Annotated in this window: 16 protein-coding genes; 10 read left to right on the top strand and 6 right to left on the bottom strand. The window is 63.1% G+C overall.

Features of this window, described 5'->3' with window-relative positions:
- Positions 1-25 precede the first annotated feature (25 nt).
- Positions 26-2,236, bottom strand: a complete 2,211-nt coding sequence (locus NQ050_RS03270) for an NADP-dependent isocitrate dehydrogenase (RefSeq protein WP_257037839.1) — start codon at positions 2,234-2,236, stop codon at positions 26-28.
- Between the two features lie 217 nt (positions 2,237-2,453).
- Here NQ050_RS03270 and NQ050_RS03265 point away from each other — a divergent pair, with 217 nt between their 5' ends.
- The 5 genes from NQ050_RS03265 (at position 2,454) to NQ050_RS03245 (ending at position 6,958) form a co-directional block, all read left to right on the top strand.
- Positions 2,454-3,569 (top strand): MFS transporter, encoded by a 1,116-nt coding sequence (locus tag NQ050_RS03265; RefSeq protein WP_306428442.1) that lies wholly within the window; start codon positions 2,454-2,456, stop codon positions 3,567-3,569.
- 5 nt (positions 3,570-3,574) lie between these two features.
- Positions 3,575-4,465, top strand: coding sequence for an exodeoxyribonuclease III (locus tag NQ050_RS03260; protein WP_257037837.1), 891 nt, complete (start codon positions 3,575-3,577; stop codon positions 4,463-4,465).
- A 110-nt stretch (positions 4,466-4,575) separates the two neighbouring features.
- Positions 4,576-4,755, top strand: a complete 180-nt coding sequence (locus NQ050_RS03255) for a hypothetical protein (protein ID WP_257037836.1) — start codon at positions 4,576-4,578, stop codon at positions 4,753-4,755.
- Positions 4,756-4,812: 57 nt separating this feature from the next.
- Positions 4,813-5,853 carry a tryptophan--tRNA ligase gene (gene trpS / locus NQ050_RS03250; RefSeq protein ID WP_373456393.1) on the top strand — a complete coding sequence of 347 codons (1,041 nt, stop codon included), beginning with the start codon at positions 4,813-4,815 and terminating at the stop codon, positions 5,851-5,853.
- 100 nt (positions 5,854-5,953) lie between these two features.
- Positions 5,954-6,958, top strand: coding sequence for a YhjD/YihY/BrkB family envelope integrity protein (locus NQ050_RS03245; RefSeq protein ID WP_257037834.1), 1,005 nt, complete (start codon positions 5,954-5,956; stop codon positions 6,956-6,958).
- Here the strand turns inward: NQ050_RS03245 and NQ050_RS03240 are convergent.
- The gene (locus NQ050_RS03240; RefSeq protein ID WP_257037833.1) at positions 6,947-7,915 is read right to left on the bottom strand and encodes a hypothetical protein; all 969 of its coding nucleotides are present in this window, start codon (positions 7,913-7,915) and stop codon (positions 6,947-6,949) included. The genes NQ050_RS03245 and NQ050_RS03240 overlap by 12 nt on opposite strands.
- Before the next feature lie 34 nt (positions 7,916-7,949).
- Between NQ050_RS03240 and NQ050_RS03235 the strand changes: the two genes are divergently transcribed.
- Positions 7,950-8,837 (top strand): hypothetical protein, encoded by an 888-nt coding sequence (locus NQ050_RS03235; protein WP_257037832.1) that lies wholly within the window; start codon positions 7,950-7,952, stop codon positions 8,835-8,837.
- 26 nt (positions 8,838-8,863) lie between these two features.
- On the opposite strand, the gene NQ050_RS03230 is transcribed toward NQ050_RS03235, so the two are convergent.
- From NQ050_RS03230 to NQ050_RS03220, 3 genes are all read right to left on the bottom strand, one after another.
- Positions 8,864-10,078, bottom strand: coding sequence for a hypothetical protein (locus tag NQ050_RS03230; protein WP_257037831.1), 1,215 nt, complete (start codon positions 10,076-10,078; stop codon positions 8,864-8,866).
- A gap of 74 nt (positions 10,079-10,152) precedes the next feature.
- The gene (locus NQ050_RS03225; RefSeq protein WP_257037830.1) at positions 10,153-10,989 is read right to left on the bottom strand and encodes a C40 family peptidase; all 837 of its coding nucleotides are present in this window, start codon (positions 10,987-10,989) and stop codon (positions 10,153-10,155) included.
- A complete protein-coding gene (locus tag NQ050_RS03220; RefSeq protein ID WP_257037829.1) occupies positions 10,986-11,294 on the bottom strand; it encodes a hypothetical protein in 309 nt (102 codons plus the stop codon). The genes NQ050_RS03225 and NQ050_RS03220 overlap by 4 nt, the downstream gene beginning before the upstream one ends.
- A 119-nt stretch (positions 11,295-11,413) precedes the next feature.
- On the opposite strand from NQ050_RS03220, the gene upp reads away from it, so the two are divergent.
- A complete protein-coding gene (gene upp / locus NQ050_RS03215; protein ID WP_257037828.1) occupies positions 11,414-12,070 on the top strand; it encodes a uracil phosphoribosyltransferase in 657 nt (218 codons plus the stop codon).
- A gap of 185 nt (positions 12,071-12,255) precedes the next feature.
- A complete protein-coding gene (locus NQ050_RS03210; RefSeq protein ID WP_257037827.1) occupies positions 12,256-12,750 on the top strand; it encodes a helix-turn-helix domain-containing protein in 495 nt (164 codons plus the stop codon).
- 3 nt (positions 12,751-12,753) lie between these two features.
- On the opposite strand, the gene NQ050_RS03205 is transcribed toward NQ050_RS03210, so the two are convergent.
- A complete protein-coding gene (locus NQ050_RS03205; RefSeq protein WP_257037826.1) occupies positions 12,754-14,358 on the bottom strand; it encodes a phospho-sugar mutase in 1,605 nt (534 codons plus the stop codon).
- Between the two features lie 226 nt (positions 14,359-14,584).
- On the opposite strand from NQ050_RS03205, the gene NQ050_RS03200 reads away from it, so the two are divergent.
- Positions 14,585-15,769 carry an amidohydrolase gene (locus tag NQ050_RS03200; protein ID WP_257037906.1) on the top strand — a complete coding sequence of 395 codons (1,185 nt, stop codon included), beginning with the start codon at positions 14,585-14,587 and terminating at the stop codon, positions 15,767-15,769.
- A 110-nt stretch (positions 15,770-15,879) separates the two neighbouring features.
- A complete protein-coding gene (locus tag NQ050_RS03195) occupies positions 15,880-17,286 on the top strand; it encodes an NAD(P)H-quinone dehydrogenase (RefSeq protein WP_257037825.1) in 1,407 nt (468 codons plus the stop codon).
- The last annotated feature ends 156 nt before the right edge of the window (positions 17,287-17,442 follow it).

The following is a 17,442-nucleotide window of genomic DNA, read 5'->3' as shown; positions in this document are numbered from 1 at the left end:
CGGGGTATGTACCCCGCCTTTCGTGTTACTTCAGCGAATCGATGATTTCGTTGAATGCTGCCGATGGCCGCATCACAGCGTTCGTCTTGTCATCGTTTGGCTGGTAGTAGCCGCCCAGATCCGCTGGTTCGCCCTGGACCGCCAGCAGTTCGGCGTCGATCTGCTCTGCCTTGGCAGCCAGTGCCTCAGCGACGGGAGCGAAGGTCTGCGCAAGCTCGGCGTCGTCGCTCTGCTTCGCCAGTTCCTCAGCCCAGTACTTGGTGAGGTAGAAGTGGGAGCCGCGGTTGTCGATCTCGCCGACCTTGCGGGATGGGGACTTGCCCTCATTCAGCAGGGTTTCGGTGGCGCGGTCGAGCGCGTCTGCAAGCACCGCGGCCTTTGCCGTGCCACCGGTGTTGGTGATGTGGCGCAAAGACTCTGCCAACGCGAGGAACTCTCCAAGAGAATCCCAACGGAGGTGGTTTTCCTCCTGCACCTGCTGGACGTGCTTTGGCGCGGAGCCGCCTGCGCCCGTCTCGAAGAGGCCGCCGCCAGCCATCAGTGGCACCACGGAGAGCATCTTCGCGGAAGTACCGAGCTCCAGGATGGGGAAGAGGTCGGTGTTGTAGTCACGCAGCACGTTGCCGGTAACGGAGATGGTGTCTTCACCGCGGCGAATGCGCTCGATGGAGGTCTTGGTGGCCTCTACTGGGGAGGCGATGGTGATGTCGAGGCCCTCGGTGTCGTGGTCGCCGAGGTACTTCTCCACGAGCTTGATGAGGTTGGCGTCGTGGCCGCGCTCTGGATCGAGCCAGAAGATCGCGGGCATGCCGGAGAGACGTGACCGGGTGACGGCGAGCTTGACCCAGTCCTGGATTGGGGCGTCCTTGGTCTGGCACGCGCGCCAAATGTCGCCCGCCTCGACCTCATGCTCGATCAGCACGTCACCTGCTGCGTTGACAACCTGCACGGTGCCGTCGGCTTCGATCTTGAAGGTCTTGTCATGGGAGCCGTATTCTTCAGCCTTCTGCGCCATGAGGCCGACGTTCGGCACGGTACCCATGGTTGCTGGGTCGAAGGCGCCATTGGCCTTGCAGTCGTCGATGACGGTCTGGTAGACGCCCGCGTAGGAGGAATCAGGGATGACAGCGAGGGTATCCTGCTCCTCACCTGCAGCGTTCCACATGTGGCCCGAGGTGCGGATCATTGCGGGCATGGAGGCGTCCACAATCACGTCCGACGGCACGTGGAGGTTGGTGATGCCCTTGTCGGAGTTCACCATCGCGAGGGCGGGGCCGTTTTCCAGGGCCGCGTCGAAGGCAGCCTTAATCTCAGCGCCGTTTTCCAAGTTCTCCAGGCCCGCGTAGATCGCGCCGAGGCCGTTTTCACCGTTGAGGCCCGCCGCCTCGAGCTGCTCGCCGTACTTGGAGAACACATCGGCGAAGAACGCGCGAACAACGTAGCCGAAGATGATCGGGTCGGAAACCTTCATCATCGTGGCCTTGAGGTGGGTGGAGAAGAGAACGCCTTCCTCCTTCGCGCGAGCGACCTGCTCCTTGAGGAAAGCATCCAGTGCCTTAGCAGACATGAAGGTGCCGTCGATAACCTCGCCCTCGAGGACCTTGAGGCCGTCCTTGAGCACAGTCTCGCCCTCACCGGTCACGAGCTTGATGGTGAGCGTGTCTGCGGCTGGCATAATGACGGACTTCTCGTTGTGGCGGAAGTCGTTCGCATCCATCGTTGCCACATTGGTCTTGGAGTCAGCGGTCCAAGCGCCCATGCGGTGGGGGTGCTTCTTGGCGAAGTTCTTCACCGCGATTGGAGCGCGGCGATCGGAGTTACCCTCACGCAAAACAGGGTTCACAGCGGAACCCTTCACGGCGTCGTAGCGCGCGCGGACGTCCTTTTCCTCATCAGTAGATGGGGAATCTGGGTAATCGGGAAGCTTGTAGCCCTGAGACTGCAGCTCCGCAATCGCGGCCTTGAGCTGTGGCACGGAAGCGGAAATGTTTGGCAGCTTGATGATGTTCGCTTCTGGAGTCTTGGCGAGTTCGCCCAGCTCAGCGAGGGCATCGTCGAGCTTTTGCTCGTCAGTGAGGTACTCAGGGAACTGAGAAATGATGCGGCCTGCGAGTGAGATATCGCGGGTCTCCACCTCAATGCCAGCGGTGCCCGCAAACGCTTCCACGACCGGCTTCAGTGAGTAGGTGGCGAGCAGCGGCGCTTCGTCGGTGCGGGTGTAGATGATCTTTGCCATGAGTCTCCTTCGTAGGCGTGTGATTTCAAACCCATAGGATAGCGCGCACAGAACCTAAAGCGTGCATAAAAGTGGGAAAACGGGGGTAGGGCCCAGTTGTGGCGAAGTTTCACGTGAAACCATCAAAAATGCGGGCAAGTGTAAGGTGTGCTCGGTGAGTTTCCGACGCCCCTTACCCCGCCAAACCGAAATCACCGAACGCCGCCGCATCATCACCATGATTGCGCTCGCCTTGGGAGGCTTCGGCATCGGCGTAACCGAGTTCGTGACCATGGGTTTGCTCAACCAAATCGCCGCCGGCTACGCGATCACCGAGGACACCGCAGGACACATCATCACCGCCTACGCCCTCGGCGTCGTCATCGGAGCGCCCCTGATCACTGCCTTCACCGGCATGATCCCGCGCCGCCGCCTCCTTCTTATCCTGATGGCGGCGTTCACGGTGGGCAACGGGTTGGCAGTCGTGGCGCCGAGCTATGAACTACTCGTCGTATCGCGCTTCCTTGCGGGCCTTCCCCACGGCGCGTACTTTTCTGTCTCCGCTCTCGCAGCGGCGTCGATGTCCCCGGGGCAACGTGGACGCGCGCTCGCGTTCGTAGGCATGGGCCTGCCGGTGGCAACGGTGGTCGGCGTGCCGATCGCGCAAGCGTTGGGGCAGGGCTTCGGCTGGCAAGCGGCCTACGTGTTTGTCACACTCATCGGCGTGTCCACCCTGGTGGCGCTGTGGTTCCTGATGCCGCACATGTCCAAGATGCTGCCCACGAGCCCGCTTGGTGAGCTCAAGGCGCTGGGGCGCGCGCAGGTGTGGTACTCGCTGGCCATCGGCGCGGTGGGATTCGGCGGTATGTTCGCGGTCTATACCTATATCTCTTGGACAATGACGCAGCGAGCAGGCCTACCGGAGCAATGGATGTGGCTGGTGCTACTGGCGTATGGCGTGGGCATGGTTGGCGGCAACTGGCTGGGAGGCAGACTCTCGGACTGGAATTATGAGCGCGGGATCCTGCTGGCACTGTGCGCCATTGTGGCGTCGCTCCTCTTCTTCTACGCCGCGTCCACAACAGCGTGGCTCGCAATCATTGCGTTCCTGTGCGTCGGCGCCTCCGGCTCCACGTTGGTGCCATGCCTGCAGGTGCGACTCATGGAGGTGGCGGGGCCCGCGAAGACACTGGCCGCCTCGCTCAATCACTCCGCGTTGAACATCGCGAATGCGGCTGGGGCGTCCTTGGGTGGTGCAGTCATTGCGGCCGGGTTTGGGTATTCGGCCCCAGCGCTGGCGGGGGCCGCGCTCGCCGCGGTGTCGATTCTCATTTGGGCATGGGCGTTAGGATGATGGGCATGCAAATTTCTACCGTCAACGTCAATGGCATTCGCGCCGCCGTGAAGCAGCGCAGCGAGCAAAACTTGGGGTTCTTGCCGTGGCTGGAGGCATCGAACTCCGATGTGGTGTTACTCCAGGAGGTGCGTGCGTCGGAAAAAGACACCCTCACCGCGCTTGCCCCGGCTCTCGACGGCGGCTGGTTCTACGCGGGCGCACCGGCGGCTGCGAAAGGCCGCGCCGGGGTAGGCATCCTCTCGCGACATGAGCTTCACGACGTGCGCATCGGAATCCCCGGCTTCGAGGAGTCCGGCAGGTATATCGAAGCGCGCCTCGACGCGGGCGTCACCGTCGCGTCGCTGTATCTGCCCTCCGGGTCCGCGGGCACGGAGAAACAGGATGAGAAGTACCGCTTCTTGGATGCGTTCGAGCCGTATCTCGCCGAAGCCGCCGCCGAGCACGAAAACATGGTGGTGGGCGGCGACTGGAACATTTGCCACCGCGAACAGGATTTGAAAAATTTCAAAACCAACCGCAATAAGAGCGGATTCCTGCCCGACGAGCGCGCGTTCATGGACGCAGTGTTTGGCACCTTCCCCGATGAGGTGTCCCAGATCCCCGCCCACGGTGACTGGGCTGGGGCCGTGGAGTACGCGGACGGCCCGCGTCGAGAAGCAAACACCGCACCGGTGTGGTTTGACGTCGCGCGTCGACTCGCGCCGCAGGACGCGGAGTACACCTGGTGGACCTACCGAGGGCAGGCCTTTGACACGAACGCGGGGTGGCGCATTGACTACCAGGCCGCCACCAAGGCGATGATGGATCGCGCCGAACGCGCGTGGGTGGACAAGGCGCCGGCCTACGACCTCCGCTGGTCCGATCACTCGCCACTGACAGTGGTGTATGGCTAGCCGGGGGCACCTGCAGCGCCACGGCGGCAAAAGTTACTGGCGAAGGTTGATAAAGTAAGCGGTCAGAACGTAGGCACTGCCGTGCCGTCCCACAAATCAAGGAGCTTTTCATGCGCGTTAAGGGCATCATTCTTTTGGTACTCGGTGCCGTTTTGTTCGGCCTTTCCTTCCTTCTGCTTGGCGCTCACGACGTCAACGCGTTGCTCGGCGCGCTGTTGATGGGTATCGGCGGCGCGAGTGTGGTGGCGTCGTTGCAGTTCCTGTTCGGTGAGAAGCCACGCACCCAGTAGCAGCCCCTCCCGGCGCCCAAACACTCGAGCGCTGTGAAGGCGCGCGCCTGCGATAGGATGGCATGCATGACTGCCATCCAATCTTCTGCAGATTCTCCGAAACGTGTTCTTTCGGGCATCCAGCCCACCGCCGACTCCTACCACTTGGGAAATTACCTTGGTGCGTTGAAGCAGTGGATTGACCTGCAGGATAAGTTCGAGGCGTTCTATTTCATCCCTGACCTGCATGCGATCACCGTGGATCAGGATCCCAAGGAGTTGCGCCAGCGCACGATTGCAGGCGCCGCGCAGCTTCTCGCGCTCGGCATCGACCCCGAGCGTTCCACCTTGTTTGTACAGTCGCACGTCCCTGAGCACGCGGAACTCGGCTGGGTTCTCACCTGTCTCACCGGCTTCGGTGAGGCGAGCCGCATGACGCAGTTCAAGGACAAGTCTGCAAAGCGCGGCGCTGACCGCACCTCCGCGGGCCTGTTCACCTACCCCATGTTGATGGCGGCGGACATCTTGTTGTACCGCCCGCACGTCGTTCCCGTGGGCGAGGACCAGCGCCAGCACCTCGAACTCACGCGAACCCTCGCGGAGCGCTTCAACTCGCGCTTCAAAAAGACCTTCGTGGTGCCCGAGGGCTTCATCCCTGAAGGCTCGGCAAAGATTTACGACCTGCAGGACCCCACCTCAAAAATGAGCAAGTCTGGGGAGAACCCCAAGGGCCTCATCAACCTGCTGGATGACCCCAAGGTCTCCGCGAAGCGCATCCGCTCGGCCGTCACCGACAACGAAGCGGAAATCCGCTACGACAAAGAGAACAAACCCGGTGTGTCCAATCTGCTGGTCATTCAGTCGGCGCTCACCGGCACGCCTATCGACGCGCTCGTCGCGGGCTATGCGGGCCAGGGGTACGGCGCGCTGAAGGCGGACACGGCGGACGCTCTCGAAGCATTCGTCACCCCGCTGCAGGAGAAGTTTGATTTCTACATGTCGGACCGAGCCGAGTTGGAGAGGGTACTGGCCCGAGGTGCCGAGCGCGCCCGCGAGGTGGCTTCCAAAACGCTCGCTGATGCGTACAAGAACATTGGTTTCCTGCCAAAGCTGGCGTAACGCTTTTGCAACGATCTTGCAAGAATCCGGTGCTCAATTTCCCCCGAGCGCCGGATTCTTCATATCGTAGAAGCATTGATTTTCTAAGAGAAAGGCATCCGTGGCTACATCGACGCGAGCTGACAAGGACAAGGTCGACGAACACGGCATCGAGCGCGTGCACGCCGACGAACCCACCATGCTGGACAAGCTCCGGGCAAAGTGGGGGTGGTTCGACCACATCATGCGGATGCAGGAACGCTTTGGCACCGAGGGCGGAAATCAGTATTCCGCGGGCATCACCTACTTCTCCGTGCTGTCCATGTTCCCTCTGCTGATGCTGGCATTCGCGGTGGCGGCAACCGTGCTGAACAACCGCCCCGATTTGCTCCAAGAGATCAAGGACCAAATCGTCGCGGCAGTGGACGGCTCGCTGGGTGAAACGCTCAACAGCATCCTCGACGCGGCCATCGAGCAACGCACCGCAATGTTCGGCATCGGTGGTCTGACCGCGCTGTGGTCCGGGCTCGCATGGATGAACAACCTGCGCTACGGCGTGTCCAAGATGTGGAAGTACCCAGTCAACGAGGGCAACTTTGTGGTGACAAAGCTCCGCGACCTCCTCGGCCTCGTGGGCCTGCTGGTGGCCTTCGCACTTGCAGCCGCCGCCACCGCCCTCGGCTCATCCAACGTATTGCAGGCCATCCTAGAGTTCTTCAACCTCGACGAAGTCCCCGGCATCTTCATCCTGACGTTCCTGCTCAGCCTCGCCGTGGCGCTGCTCGCCAACTTTGCCGTGGCCTGGTGGTTCATGAAATTCCTCCCCCGTGGCGAAGTACCAATGCGCGCGGCCGTGAAAGCGGCCTTGATCTGCGCGGTGGCCTTTGAGGTTGTGAAGCAACTCGGTGCGGTCTTCTTTGCCAACGCGCTGTCCAACCCCGCGGGTGCAGCCTTCGGTCCGATCATCGGCCTGATGGTGGTGCTCTACCTGATCTGGCGCATCGTCATGTACGCCTCCGCATGGGCCGCGACCACCGACGAAGCCCTCGCGATAGCGCGCCAAGACGTCCCCGCCCCGGCGATCATCCGGGTGCGCGATATCAAGGACCGCCGCCTACGCAGGTAGCCTCCGCTGCAACCACCAGGTTGCAGCTCCCAGGACCACCAACGCCATCGCCCCCAAGCCCAACCACGGGACGGGGGAGGATGGCGTTTCCATTTCGGGGATTGACACCTCTACCTCCTCCACTGCGGGTGCTTCCAGTACGCCCGTCGGAGCTTGCCCCTGCGCGGCGGCGAAGAGTTCCATCGCTTGGTACGAGGGCATGGTGACGGCGGGGTCGACGCCGAGCATGACCACGCCCAGGCGCGCGTCGGAACGCTGTGCTCCCGCGAAGGCGTAGAGGCCGTCGCTGAGTCCTGCGGTGCCGCCGAGGGAGTCGGGGTCGGAGAGGAAGTAGGCGTTGCTGTTGCTGATGAGGGTGGTGCCTTCGGTGGTGGTGATTTGCACGCTGGGGCTGGAGAAGATTTGCATGTACGCCGGGAGGCGGAAGGCGTAGCGGTAGAGCAGCGCGAGGTCGTGGGCCGTGGTTCGGGGGTTCGCGCCGAGGGTGGTGTTGGTGGCACCTACGCGTTCGAGGATGTTTTGTTGGGCGTCGGGTTCGATGGCGGCTTGGAGGGCTAGGGCGGCGTCGGTGGCGTCGGTGTGCAGGAGCGCGCCGACGAGCTCAATCACCGAATATGCCTGCCCCTGGACCAGCATGGGGCGCTCGCCTGGGGCGGCGATGGTGAGCTCTGAGGTGGGGTCGAGTTCCTCGAGGGCCGCGAGGATGAGGGTGACGTTGATGAGGGTGGCCGGGTCGAAGTGAGTGTTCGGGGCCTGCTCGGCGATGATCTCGCCGGTGTCAATGTTGAATACCAGCCACGAGCCAGAGGTGAACGGGGCAGCGAAAGAGGAGGTGGGGGTGGCCTGTGCTGTGGTGGAGGCTGTGGAGGTGGCTGTGGTGGTGAGCGCGGCCTGCGCGGGGATGGCGGAAAGCGTCGTTGAGAGCGCGAGGCCGCAGGCGACGATCAGAGGTTTCATACCAATGATGGTGCACGGGTCTACGCTGTGAGCTATGTATAACACCCCGATTTTCACCGCAGATTTCAAAACGCTCACCCCTGAGGTCATCGATCTTGTGCCCAAGGTGCTGCTGCACACCACGGGCGAATTGAAGGAAGTCCTAGCCCGCGTCGAAGGCGAGCCCGTTGTCTACATCGAGCACATCGTTTCAGGCCGCGTCGACGAGGCTGTGGCCGCGGCCCAGGAGGCGAAGACGACGGTGGGGTTGGTGGTGGACCTGGATGCGTCGCCGGACGCGGTGGATGATCTGGGCAAGCCGTTCGTGGTGGGCGGGTGTACCGTCGACGCGGGCCTCGCCGCGCGGCTTCGTGAGCAGTTGGTGCCAGTGATGCTGCGCGGCCCGATTGCGGAGCAGGTTCGCGTCGGTACGCCGTACATCACCCAGGCCACCGCGCTGTTTGATGATTTCCAGCTCACTGATGACCTTGTGCCGGGGCCGCTTTCGGCGTGGGTTCGTGACCGCGGAATCCCGGTGGTGTGTGACCCGCGCGCGGATGTGACGGAGGGCGCCATCGAGGCGTTGGCCGATCACCCCATCGAGTTGCTGGACAAGCTTGGGTTCCGTGTTGCGGTTGCGGGCTTCGATGCGGCCCTCATCGCCGACCTCGCGGAGAGCCTAGAAATTGGCCTCGATGAGGTGTTCGCGTGGACCGTCTCGACGCTCCAGTCCAGCTTGCTGCCGGCCCCGCTGCGCGCGCGGTTGGAGCAGGAGGTGGTGTGGCCGATGTTTGCGCAGTTCACAGATGAGAATCCGCAGGCCGAGCAACAAGAAGCCCCGGACGTCACAGACGCCCAAGAAAGCCAAGAGCTCGGTGAGATCGACCCACTGTTGCTCGCGGAGCTGGGGATCGATCCGGAGGATTTGCAGCCGCGCGCTTAGGCAGCCGCGCGCTTAGAAATTACTGGTTAGAACTTGCTGAAGCGCGCGGTGAGCATGGACTCGAGCTCCTTCCATGCTTCTGCGTGCTCGATGAACGGCGGGGTGGGGGTGTAGCCGGTGGCGCGGTTGGAGCCGAGCATGTAGGAGATGTAGTCCTGCATGCGGGGGTTGGCCAGGAAGTAGGCGTTGAGGGAGTCGTCTTGCGCCCAGTCGGCCGCGTCGGCGAGCAGTTCGTAGGCGCGGGCCATTTGGTCGGTGTCCACGGCGTCGATGCCTTGCTCGATGGCCTTGGCGATGCCGTTGAAGGAGTAGACGTTGTCTGGGTGGACCGTCACTTCGAGCTCGCCGGCGTTGATGTGCACCATGAGGTCTTCCCAGGTGGCCACTTTGGCGAGGTCGTGATCCTCGTGCTCGAGCCAGCGCAGCATGGCTTTGGAGGAATTGAAGGTGAAAATCTGTCCGAACTTACCCAGGAACACTGGCTGCGCCTCGATGTAGGTGCGCAGGGTGTAGAGGGTGCGCCCGTCGATGTGGATCTTGATGGGGTCAATGCCCGCGGCGGCCCAAGGGGTGGAGTCATAGGGATCCGACGCCTCCGCGGCCTGCTTCTTTCGCGCTTCCTCCTCCTCGCGGGCAGCGCGCGCCGACGCCTCCGCCTCGTCGATGCGCGCCTGGGCGGCGTCGAGAAGCGATTCGTCTACTTCGGTGGTGGTGGCGTTGAAGGAATCGAGCACCTCTTTGTAGTTGCTCAGGATGACGCGGCCGATGGCGGACCATTCCTGAAGGCCTTGGTCGCCGGCGAAGTGGTCGGTGCCGCGGTTGGGGTTGGCCAGGATGGAGTGGGAAGCGAAGAACATTTGGCTGGTGGTGTTGCCGGTGACCTCGCCGAGTGAGCGGCAGAGGTTGAGCGCGCGGGCTACGCCGGAGACGTTTTCGTGGCTCGGGCGGCCGGCGAGCATGCCGGGGACACCCACCAGGTCATAGTGGTGGCGTGGGACAACGCGGTTCGCGCCGTTGGACTCGAAGGCGCCCCACTTAGGGTGGGTGGTGAGGTCGTGCTTCGCGCCAGACTCTAGGAACACCAACAGGTGTGCTGCGGAGGGGAAGAGGTAGAGGTCATCGTCTGAGCCCAGGAAGGCTTGCCACTCGGCGCCGTGTTCGCGCCACTTTGGGGCCCACAGGGTGTAGTAGTCGCCGCTTGGCAGCGAAAGTGAGACAGGTACGATGCCTTTGTTTTCCATAAGGCAACATGTTAGCGCGAATTGGCCGTGACCTTAAACCACCCTAAATGCAACAAACCCGCCGCTAACCGACGCTAACCGGTGGGCCGGAAGTAGCCTTTGAACGCCATGCCCATATTTGTTGTGCGCAGGGGGTTGGTTTGAACGGGGCTGCCAGCTTCAATGATTTGGCCATCGCCGGCGTACATGGCTACGTGCCCGTCCCACACCAGCAGGTCGCCGGGGATGAGTTCGTTCACGCTCACTTGCCGGCCAACGTTTTGGTGTTCGGCGAGCCTGGGTAGTTCCACGCCGGCTTGGCGCCACGCCCATTGGGTGAGGCCTGAGCAGTCGAAGCCCTCGAGGGTAGTGCCACCCCATTGGTACGGCACGCCGAGCGCGCTGCGGGCCGCGGCCACTGCTTTCTCCCCGGCTGAAGTGGGCGCGGGTGGTGCAGGGGCGTGCTGGTTGGGGGTGTTGTTGCTGGTGGCAGCCACCTCCTGCAGAGTCGCGGTGGCGTGCTGCAGGTTGCTGGCGCTTTGATCCACCTGTGCGTACGCCAGTTGCATGTACTTTTCCGGCAAATGTGAAAGCTGCGCCTGGACGGCCATGAAGGAGGCCGGGTTGGTGGTGATCAATTGTGGGGCAAGGGCGGCCACTTCACCGAGGAAGTCCTGCGCAAGCCCACCCAGCGCCCCACGCAGGCGGTCGAACTCCACAAGCGCCTGGGGGAGCACGGCTTCGGCGCGGGCACGGTCCCGCTCGAGCGCTTGGGTGGCAGCGGTGAGAGGGGCTGCGGTTGCACCGAATTGCTGGGCTACGGCCTCCGCGCTGGGGAAGTGCGGGGCGTGCGGCAAGGTGAGCTGGGCTGCGGGGTTCGGGTTGGGGAGCAGGGCCAACACACCGCGCACGAAACCGGTGAGATCTATCATGGCGCCCCCAGCCCGGTGGGCAACGCACCCAGTTGGTTGCCCAGGCCGCGGTCAGTAGCCTCAATGTCTCTGAGGCTGGCCCGGCTGCTTTGCGCGAGGTCTTCGGCTTGTTCGCACAATTCAGCGCCGCGCCGCGCGAGGGTGTCTGAACAGGCATTGAAGGCCTCGATGAACGCCTGCGCCGCCGGCGCCAGGTCCCCTGGAGCCCAACGAGCCTCTGGGACGTTGGCGGCTTCGGCGCGGAGGGCGTCGATAAGCTTGGTGGTGTGTTGCGGGTCGAGCTGGAGTGAAGTGTGTTGGCTCATACCATTATTGGACTGTTGCGCGGCCCAAACGGTTCCATGAAGCGCAAATTTCCTGCATCATCAAAGGTCACAGGGGCAAAAGGGGGTCCGTGTCCGGGGGGAAAGCTACGATGATGGGCATGGATGTAAGAATCGTTGATCACCCTCTGGCCGCCGCCCGCCTGACCATCATGCGTGATGCCCGTACAGACAACGCTGGGTTCCGCGCAGCGCTCGCAGACTTGGGCGCAATGCTCGTCTATGAAGCCTCCCGTGACCTCGCAATTGAGCACTTTGACGTGGCCACCCCGGTGGCAACGGCGCAAGGTGCGCGGCTACAGGACCCGCCGATCGTGGTACCGGTCATCCGCGCCGGGTTGGGAATGGTGGATCCCGCGCTGTCCATGATCCCGGACGCGCAGGTGGGATTCATTGGCATTGCGCGTGATGAGGAAACGCATGAGCCCGTCCCGTACCTGGAGGCGCTGCCTGAGGATCTTTCTGGGCGCACCGTGTTTGTGGTGGATCCAATGCTCGCTACGGGCGGCTCGCTGCTGCATTCGATTCGCCTGCTCGCCGCGCGCGGAGCCACGGACATCACTGCCATCTGCATGGTGTCTGCCCAGGAAGGCGTGGATGCGCTGGCGAACTCCGGCCTGCCTGTCCGCCTGGTCACCGCTACAGTGGACCCGCAGCTCAACGAGGATGCTTACATCGTTCCCGGTTTGGGCGACGCAGGAGACCGCCTCTACGGCCCCCGCAACATCAATGTTCACGACGGCAGCGTGACCAACTAGCGCCACGTCCAGCGGTTGCCCCAATTGAGGGGAGAATTTCTAGCGCATAGGGGAGGCGAAGCCTGGCGCCGTCCCTCGCGCTGAGGGCTGCTTTCGCGTACCGACGTCACCGCGTCCGCCTGTCTGCCAAATATGTTTGGCGTGTACCGGTAGAAAATCTAGAGCCGGGTTGCCAAGGTGGACACATGGATAAACGACCAATGCATTGGGCAAGCTATGGGTATGAACTGGCGCAACGACTCAAGGCGCTGCGCAAGATGCGTGGCCTGAGCCAGGAGATGCTGGCGGAACTCGCGGGGCTAAGCCGCAACCAGATCTCCAACCTGGAACGTAATGACAACAACAGTCTCGCACCCGCGGACCCGCGCCTTTCCACCGTGTACGCGCTCGCGCAGGCCCTGGAGGTGCCCCCGGTGGTGCTGCTGCCAGGGGCGACGTTCCCGGTGAAAGACCGCTGCAAGAGTACGAAGGTGCTCAACGTGGAGGTCGCCTGGCCAGATGCGGAGCGTTCCCAAGTGCGCTTGACGCACGCCGCGGAGGACATGGCGGCGATCGACCACAAGCAGGACAAGCGGAAAAACGGCCCGGCAAAAGCGAAAAAGGCCAGCAAGGCAACAGGAGCGGCGAAATCAACCAAGCCCACAAAGCCAGCCAAAGACGCTGAGCCACACGGCGAATAACGCTTAGAGCTGGCGCATCCTGCCCTGAACGGCCTCGGTGATGTCTTCCAGCAGCGCTTCGGCTGCCTCCCGGTTTTGGGCTTTGGAAATTTCCACGTACACCTTGGCTTTGAGTTCGGTGCCAGAGGAGCGCGCGATTACGCGGACCTCGCCTTGCGGGGTGCAGCCGTTGAGGAGCACGCCTCGACTATCGGGCAGTGTGGTGGCCTTCATCGGGACTCCGGCGAGCTGCGTAGGTGGCTCGTTGATCCACGGGGCGATCAGCCCTTGGGGGTCGTTGGTTCGCGTGGACACTTGGGCGCCGGTGTACACACCGTGGATGCGGTGGAGTTCGTCGAGCTTGTCACCCAGCGTAATGCCCAATGCTTTGAGCTCTGCGGCCCAACTGCAGATGATGATCGCGGTTGCGATGCCGTCTTTGTCATCCACCAGGTGCGGCGCGGGCGCGATACCAACCGCTTCCTCGCAGGCGTAGGCCACGGTGCGTTCACCGGCTGCGTTCATGAGGTTCTTAAAGCCGGTGGGTGTTTCGCGGTAGTCCCAGCCCTTTTCCTTAGCGATTTCCTTCAGCAGTTGGGAAGAGACCTGCGTGGTGGCAACAATCGGCGGCTCATTCCCATCATTCCCATCACTTCCAGCGCCCCCTGTGAACTCCGGGACGAGCCGGGTGGCCAGCAGCGCGCCGGTATCGTCGCCTCGCAGCATTTTGAGGGCGCCGTCGTTGTTGCGGATGCCCACGGCGCAGCGGTCGGCGTCGGGGTCGAGGGCGATGAGCACGTCGGCTTCGATCGCCTCACCCCACTGCAGCAGCTGCGCTACGGCCTCGGGTTCTTCGGGGTTGGGGAAGTCCACGGTGGGGAAGGTGGGGTCCGGGTGGAGCTGCGAAAGAACGGGGAACACTTGGGCAAAGCCGGCCGCCTCGAAGGCCGCCTCGAGGGTTCGCCCGCCTACGCCGTGCATCGCGGTGAAGGCGATTCGGATATTCGCGCGCTCCGAGTTCACCCGCAGTAGGTCCGCTTGCTCGGGCAGGGTGAGCGCGGCAATGGCGTCTACATACCGACGCTGCTGGTCGGCGCACGGCCTGATAGGCACCCTTGGCACCTCTACTGGGTCTTCCACTTTGCGCAGAAAAGCCTCGATTTCCCTTGCACCAGCGGTGGTGAGCTGGCGCCCGTTCGCCATATACACCTTGATGCCGTTGTCTGAGCTGGGGTTGTGGGAGGCGGTGATTTGGATGCCGCCGTCCAATTCCCAGTCTTTGATGAGCCATGGGATGAATTGGGTGGGCGTTGCCGTGGGCATGAGGAACACCTCGAAGCCGGCGCCGGCGAGCACCTCGGCGGCGGTGGTGGCAAACACGTGGGAGCCGTAGCGGGCGTCGTATCCCACCACCACGCGCAGAGCCGCTTCCTCATTGAACGCCGAGCCAATGCTCACACCAGAATCCTGCGGGTACACCGCAGGGTGGGCGTGCGGCGAGGCCGCGGCTTCCTTGGCCAGCCACACCGCCACGGCGGCGCAGATCCTGGTCACTTGCCCCACGTTGATCTGATGCAGGGCGGGCCCCACGGGTGCACGCATGCCTGCGGTTCCAAAGGTGAGGGTCATGGAAGTCTCCCAAGCAAAATCATCAGGGGCAATCATTAAGGGTTAACGATCCCAAGCGTAGCAACAACCCCCCAACCTCCCGCGATGGCCCTGGTGCCCTGGTTAGCGCGCGCTGGGCGTCGGAACGCTCGCAATGAATCTGTGAAATGTGGAATGTGCAGCTCATTGGGGTATTTGGGGTGAAGGCAGTAGTATTGGCAAAGGATTTTGAAAGGGGATGCGTGAATTGAGCACTTCGGTGGCGGAGCATGTGCAGGCTTGGTGTGAGCAGCATCAACAGGAGGTGCTTGGGTGGTTTCGGCACCTTCACGCGCACCCGGAGCTTTCCCACATGGAGTTCCAGACCACCGAGTTCATCGCAAGCACACTGCGCAGCTACGGCCTGAACCCCACGCTGTTTCCCACCACCGGTCTCATGGTGGACATCGGGCCGGAAGGGGAGCGGGTGGCAATCCGCGCGGATATTGACGCCCTGCCAATCCACGAGCACGAGCACGAGCACGCCTCGCAGGTCCCCGGTGTGATGCATGCCTGCGGGCACGACGTCCACATCACCGTGGCGCTCGCCACCGCCTGCGCCCTCGCAAGCGCCGACCTCAACGTGGGTGTACGGGTGATTTTCCAACCCGCGGAGGAGGTCATGGACGGCGGCGCGCCGGAGGTCATCAGCTTCGGCGCCTTGGAGGGCGTGACCAACATTTTCGCGGTGCATGCTGAGCCAAAGCTCAAGGTGGGGCAGGTGGGCGTGCGTACCGGCGCGATCACCTCCGCTGGCGATGTCATTCGCATCGACGTCCACGGCCCCGGCGGCCACAGCTCGCGCCCGCACCTCACGGTGGACGTAGTGTACGCGCTGTCCAAGCTGGTCACGGACTTGCCGGGGCTGCTTTCGCGCCGGGTGGACCCGCGCACCGCAACAGTGATGGTGTTTGGCCAAATTTCCGCGGGCCACGCCTCCAACGCCATCCCGGAAAGCGGCTTCGTTACCGGCACCATTCGCACCGCAGACATCTCCGTGTGGCGCCGCATCCAGCCTCTGCTCGAGGAACTCGTGGCGCAGGTGCTTGCCCCCACGGGCGCGGAGTTCACGATCACATACACTCGTGGCGTCCCGCCGGTGCTCAATGACGACGTCGCCACGGCCGTACTCGCGGACGCCGCACGCGCGCTTGGACCCCACGTTGTCATCCAGGCGCAGCAGTCCTCTGGCGGGGAGGACTTCTCCTGGTATCTGGAGCATGTGCCGGGCTCGATGGCGCGTTTGGGCTGCTGGGACGGCCAGGGCACCCCGGGGGATCTGCATCAGGCGGATATGCGCGCCGATGTGCGTTGCCTCAGCGTGGGCGTGAACCTGTTCGGGCAAGTAGTTTCCCGGTACAACGAATCTGACGCGGTGTTCGTACAGGCCTAACCCGCCTGCGATGTGGCTTTGGTGTGCGTTAGAATACAGTTTGGCGTGCGCTTTTTGCGCCCGAACACCCAAGCAACTCTCCCATACAGCACACCCATACTGGAGGAATTTTGACTCGCATTGTAATCATCGGCGGTGGCCCGGCGGGCTACGAGGCAGCCTTGACCGGCGCGAAGTACGGCGCGGAGGTGACGCTGATTGAGGATCGCGGTATGGGCGGTGCGGCGGTGGTCAACGACTGCGTACCGTCGAAATCTTTCATCGCAGCAGCCAACATTAAAACCGACCTTCGCCGCGCCGATGACATGGGCCTGGGGGAGGGCATTAATGAGGTGCGCCTGCACATTGAGGCCATGAACCATCGCGTGCAAGCCTTGGCGCACCAGCAGTCTTCGGACATTCTGGCGTCCATGGAGCGCGCAGGCATCCGCGTGATCAACGGCCGCGGTTCCTTTGACGACTACTCCGTGAAGCAAACGCTGCACTACATCAAGGCAGAGCATGCCGACGGCACCGTGGAGACCATTGAGTGTGAGTTGGTGCTCGTGGCCACCGGTGCTACTCCGCGCATCCTGCCGGGGGCACAGCCAGACGGCGAGCGCATTCTCACCTGGCGCCAGATCTACGACATCACCGAGCTGCCAGAACACCTCATCGTGGTGGGCTCCGGCGTGACGGGCGCTGAGTTCGTTTCCGCCTTCGCGGAGCTGGGCGTGAAGGTGACGATGGTTGCCTCCCGCGACCGAATCCTCCCGCACGATGATGCCGACGCAGCCGACACCCTGGAAACCGTGCTGTCTGAGCGCGGCGTCTCCCTGGAAAAGCACGCCCGTGTGGATACTGTCACCCGCACCGAGGACGGAGGGGTGTGCGTGCGCACCGCCGACGGCCGCGAAATCTTTGGCTCCCACGCCCTGATGACCGTGGGCTCCGTGCCGAACACCTCCAACCTGGGCCTGGAAAAGGTGGGCATTGCCACCACCGAATCTGGCCACATCAAGGTGGACCGAGTTTCCCGCACAAACGTGACCGGTGTGTACGCCGGCGGTGACTGCACTGACCTCTTCCCCTTGGCTTCCGTGGCTGCGATGCAGGGGCGCATCGCGATGTACCACGCCCTTGGTGAGGGCGTGAGCCCACTGCGTTTGAAGACGGTGGCAACCGCCGTGTTCACCCGCCCCGAGATCGCGGCCGTTGGCGTAACCCACGCACAGGTGCTTTCCGGGGAAGTGGCGGCCCGAAGCATTACGCTGCCGCTGGAAACCAACCCGCGTGCAAAGATGCGCTCCCTGCGCCACGGTTTTGTCAAGATCTTCTGCCGGAAGAACTCCGGCATCATCATCGGCGGCGTGGTGGTTGCCCCCACGGCATCTGAGCTGATCCTGCCCATCGCGGTGGCCGTGACCAACCGCCTTACCGTGGAGGACCTTGCCAATACCTTTGCGGTGTACCCTTCGCTTTCCGGCTCCATCACGGAGGCGGCGCGTCAGCTCGTGCAGCACGACGACCTCGAGTGACGCCTAAGCGCTGCGGCTTTGTACGCTGCGGCTCTGTGGACTACTCCCCACGGGTTGGTACTGAGAAATCAGGTTCCGGCCCGTGGGGATTTGTTTTGGGTTGGGCTTGCGAGCGCCCTGGCGTGCCCGCTGAGATCCTACTTTCCACTCCAACCG

The organism is Corynebacterium sp. 122RC1 (genome assembly GCF_024580955.1).
Lineage (GTDB): Bacteria > Actinomycetota > Actinomycetes > Mycobacteriales > Mycobacteriaceae > Corynebacterium > Corynebacterium kozikiae.
This window is presented reverse-complemented; position numbering and strand designations above follow the sequence as displayed.

Excerpts from the sequence above, each read along its gene's own strand:
- NQ050_RS03240 (WP_257037833.1), bottom strand. The coding sequence starts at position 7,915 with ATGAAACCTCTGATCGTCGCCTGCGGCCTCGCGCTCTCAACGACGCTT.
- NQ050_RS03205 (WP_257037826.1), bottom strand. The coding sequence starts at position 14,358 with ATGACCCTCACCTTTGGAACCGCAGGCATGCGTGCACCCGTGGGGCCC.
- NQ050_RS03265 (WP_306428442.1), top strand. The coding sequence starts at position 2,454 with ATGATTGCGCTCGCCTTGGGAGGCTTCGGCATCGGCGTAACCGAGTTC.
- upp (WP_257037828.1), top strand. The coding sequence starts at position 11,414 with ATGGATGTAAGAATCGTTGATCACCCTCTGGCCGCCGCCCGCCTGACC.
- NQ050_RS03235 (WP_257037832.1), top strand. The coding sequence starts at position 7,950 with ATGTATAACACCCCGATTTTCACCGCAGATTTCAAAACGCTCACCCCT.
- NQ050_RS03230 (WP_257037831.1), bottom strand. The coding sequence starts at position 10,078 with ATGGAAAACAAAGGCATCGTACCTGTCTCACTTTCGCTGCCAAGCGGC.
- NQ050_RS03260 (WP_257037837.1), top strand. The coding sequence starts at position 3,575 with ATGCAAATTTCTACCGTCAACGTCAATGGCATTCGCGCCGCCGTGAAG.
- NQ050_RS03255 (WP_257037836.1), top strand. The coding sequence starts at position 4,576 with ATGCGCGTTAAGGGCATCATTCTTTTGGTACTCGGTGCCGTTTTGTTC.
- NQ050_RS03210 (WP_257037827.1), top strand. The coding sequence starts at position 12,256 with ATGGATAAACGACCAATGCATTGGGCAAGCTATGGGTATGAACTGGCG.
- NQ050_RS03225 (WP_257037830.1), bottom strand. The coding sequence starts at position 10,989 with ATGATAGATCTCACCGGTTTCGTGCGCGGTGTGTTGGCCCTGCTCCCC.
- NQ050_RS03270 (WP_257037839.1), bottom strand. The coding sequence starts at position 2,236 with ATGGCAAAGATCATCTACACCCGCACCGACGAAGCGCCGCTGCTCGCC.
- trpS (WP_373456393.1), top strand. The coding sequence starts at position 4,813 with ATGGCATGCATGACTGCCATCCAATCTTCTGCAGATTCTCCGAAACGT.
- NQ050_RS03220 (WP_257037829.1), bottom strand. The coding sequence starts at position 11,294 with ATGAGCCAACACACTTCACTCCAGCTCGACCCGCAACACACCACCAAG.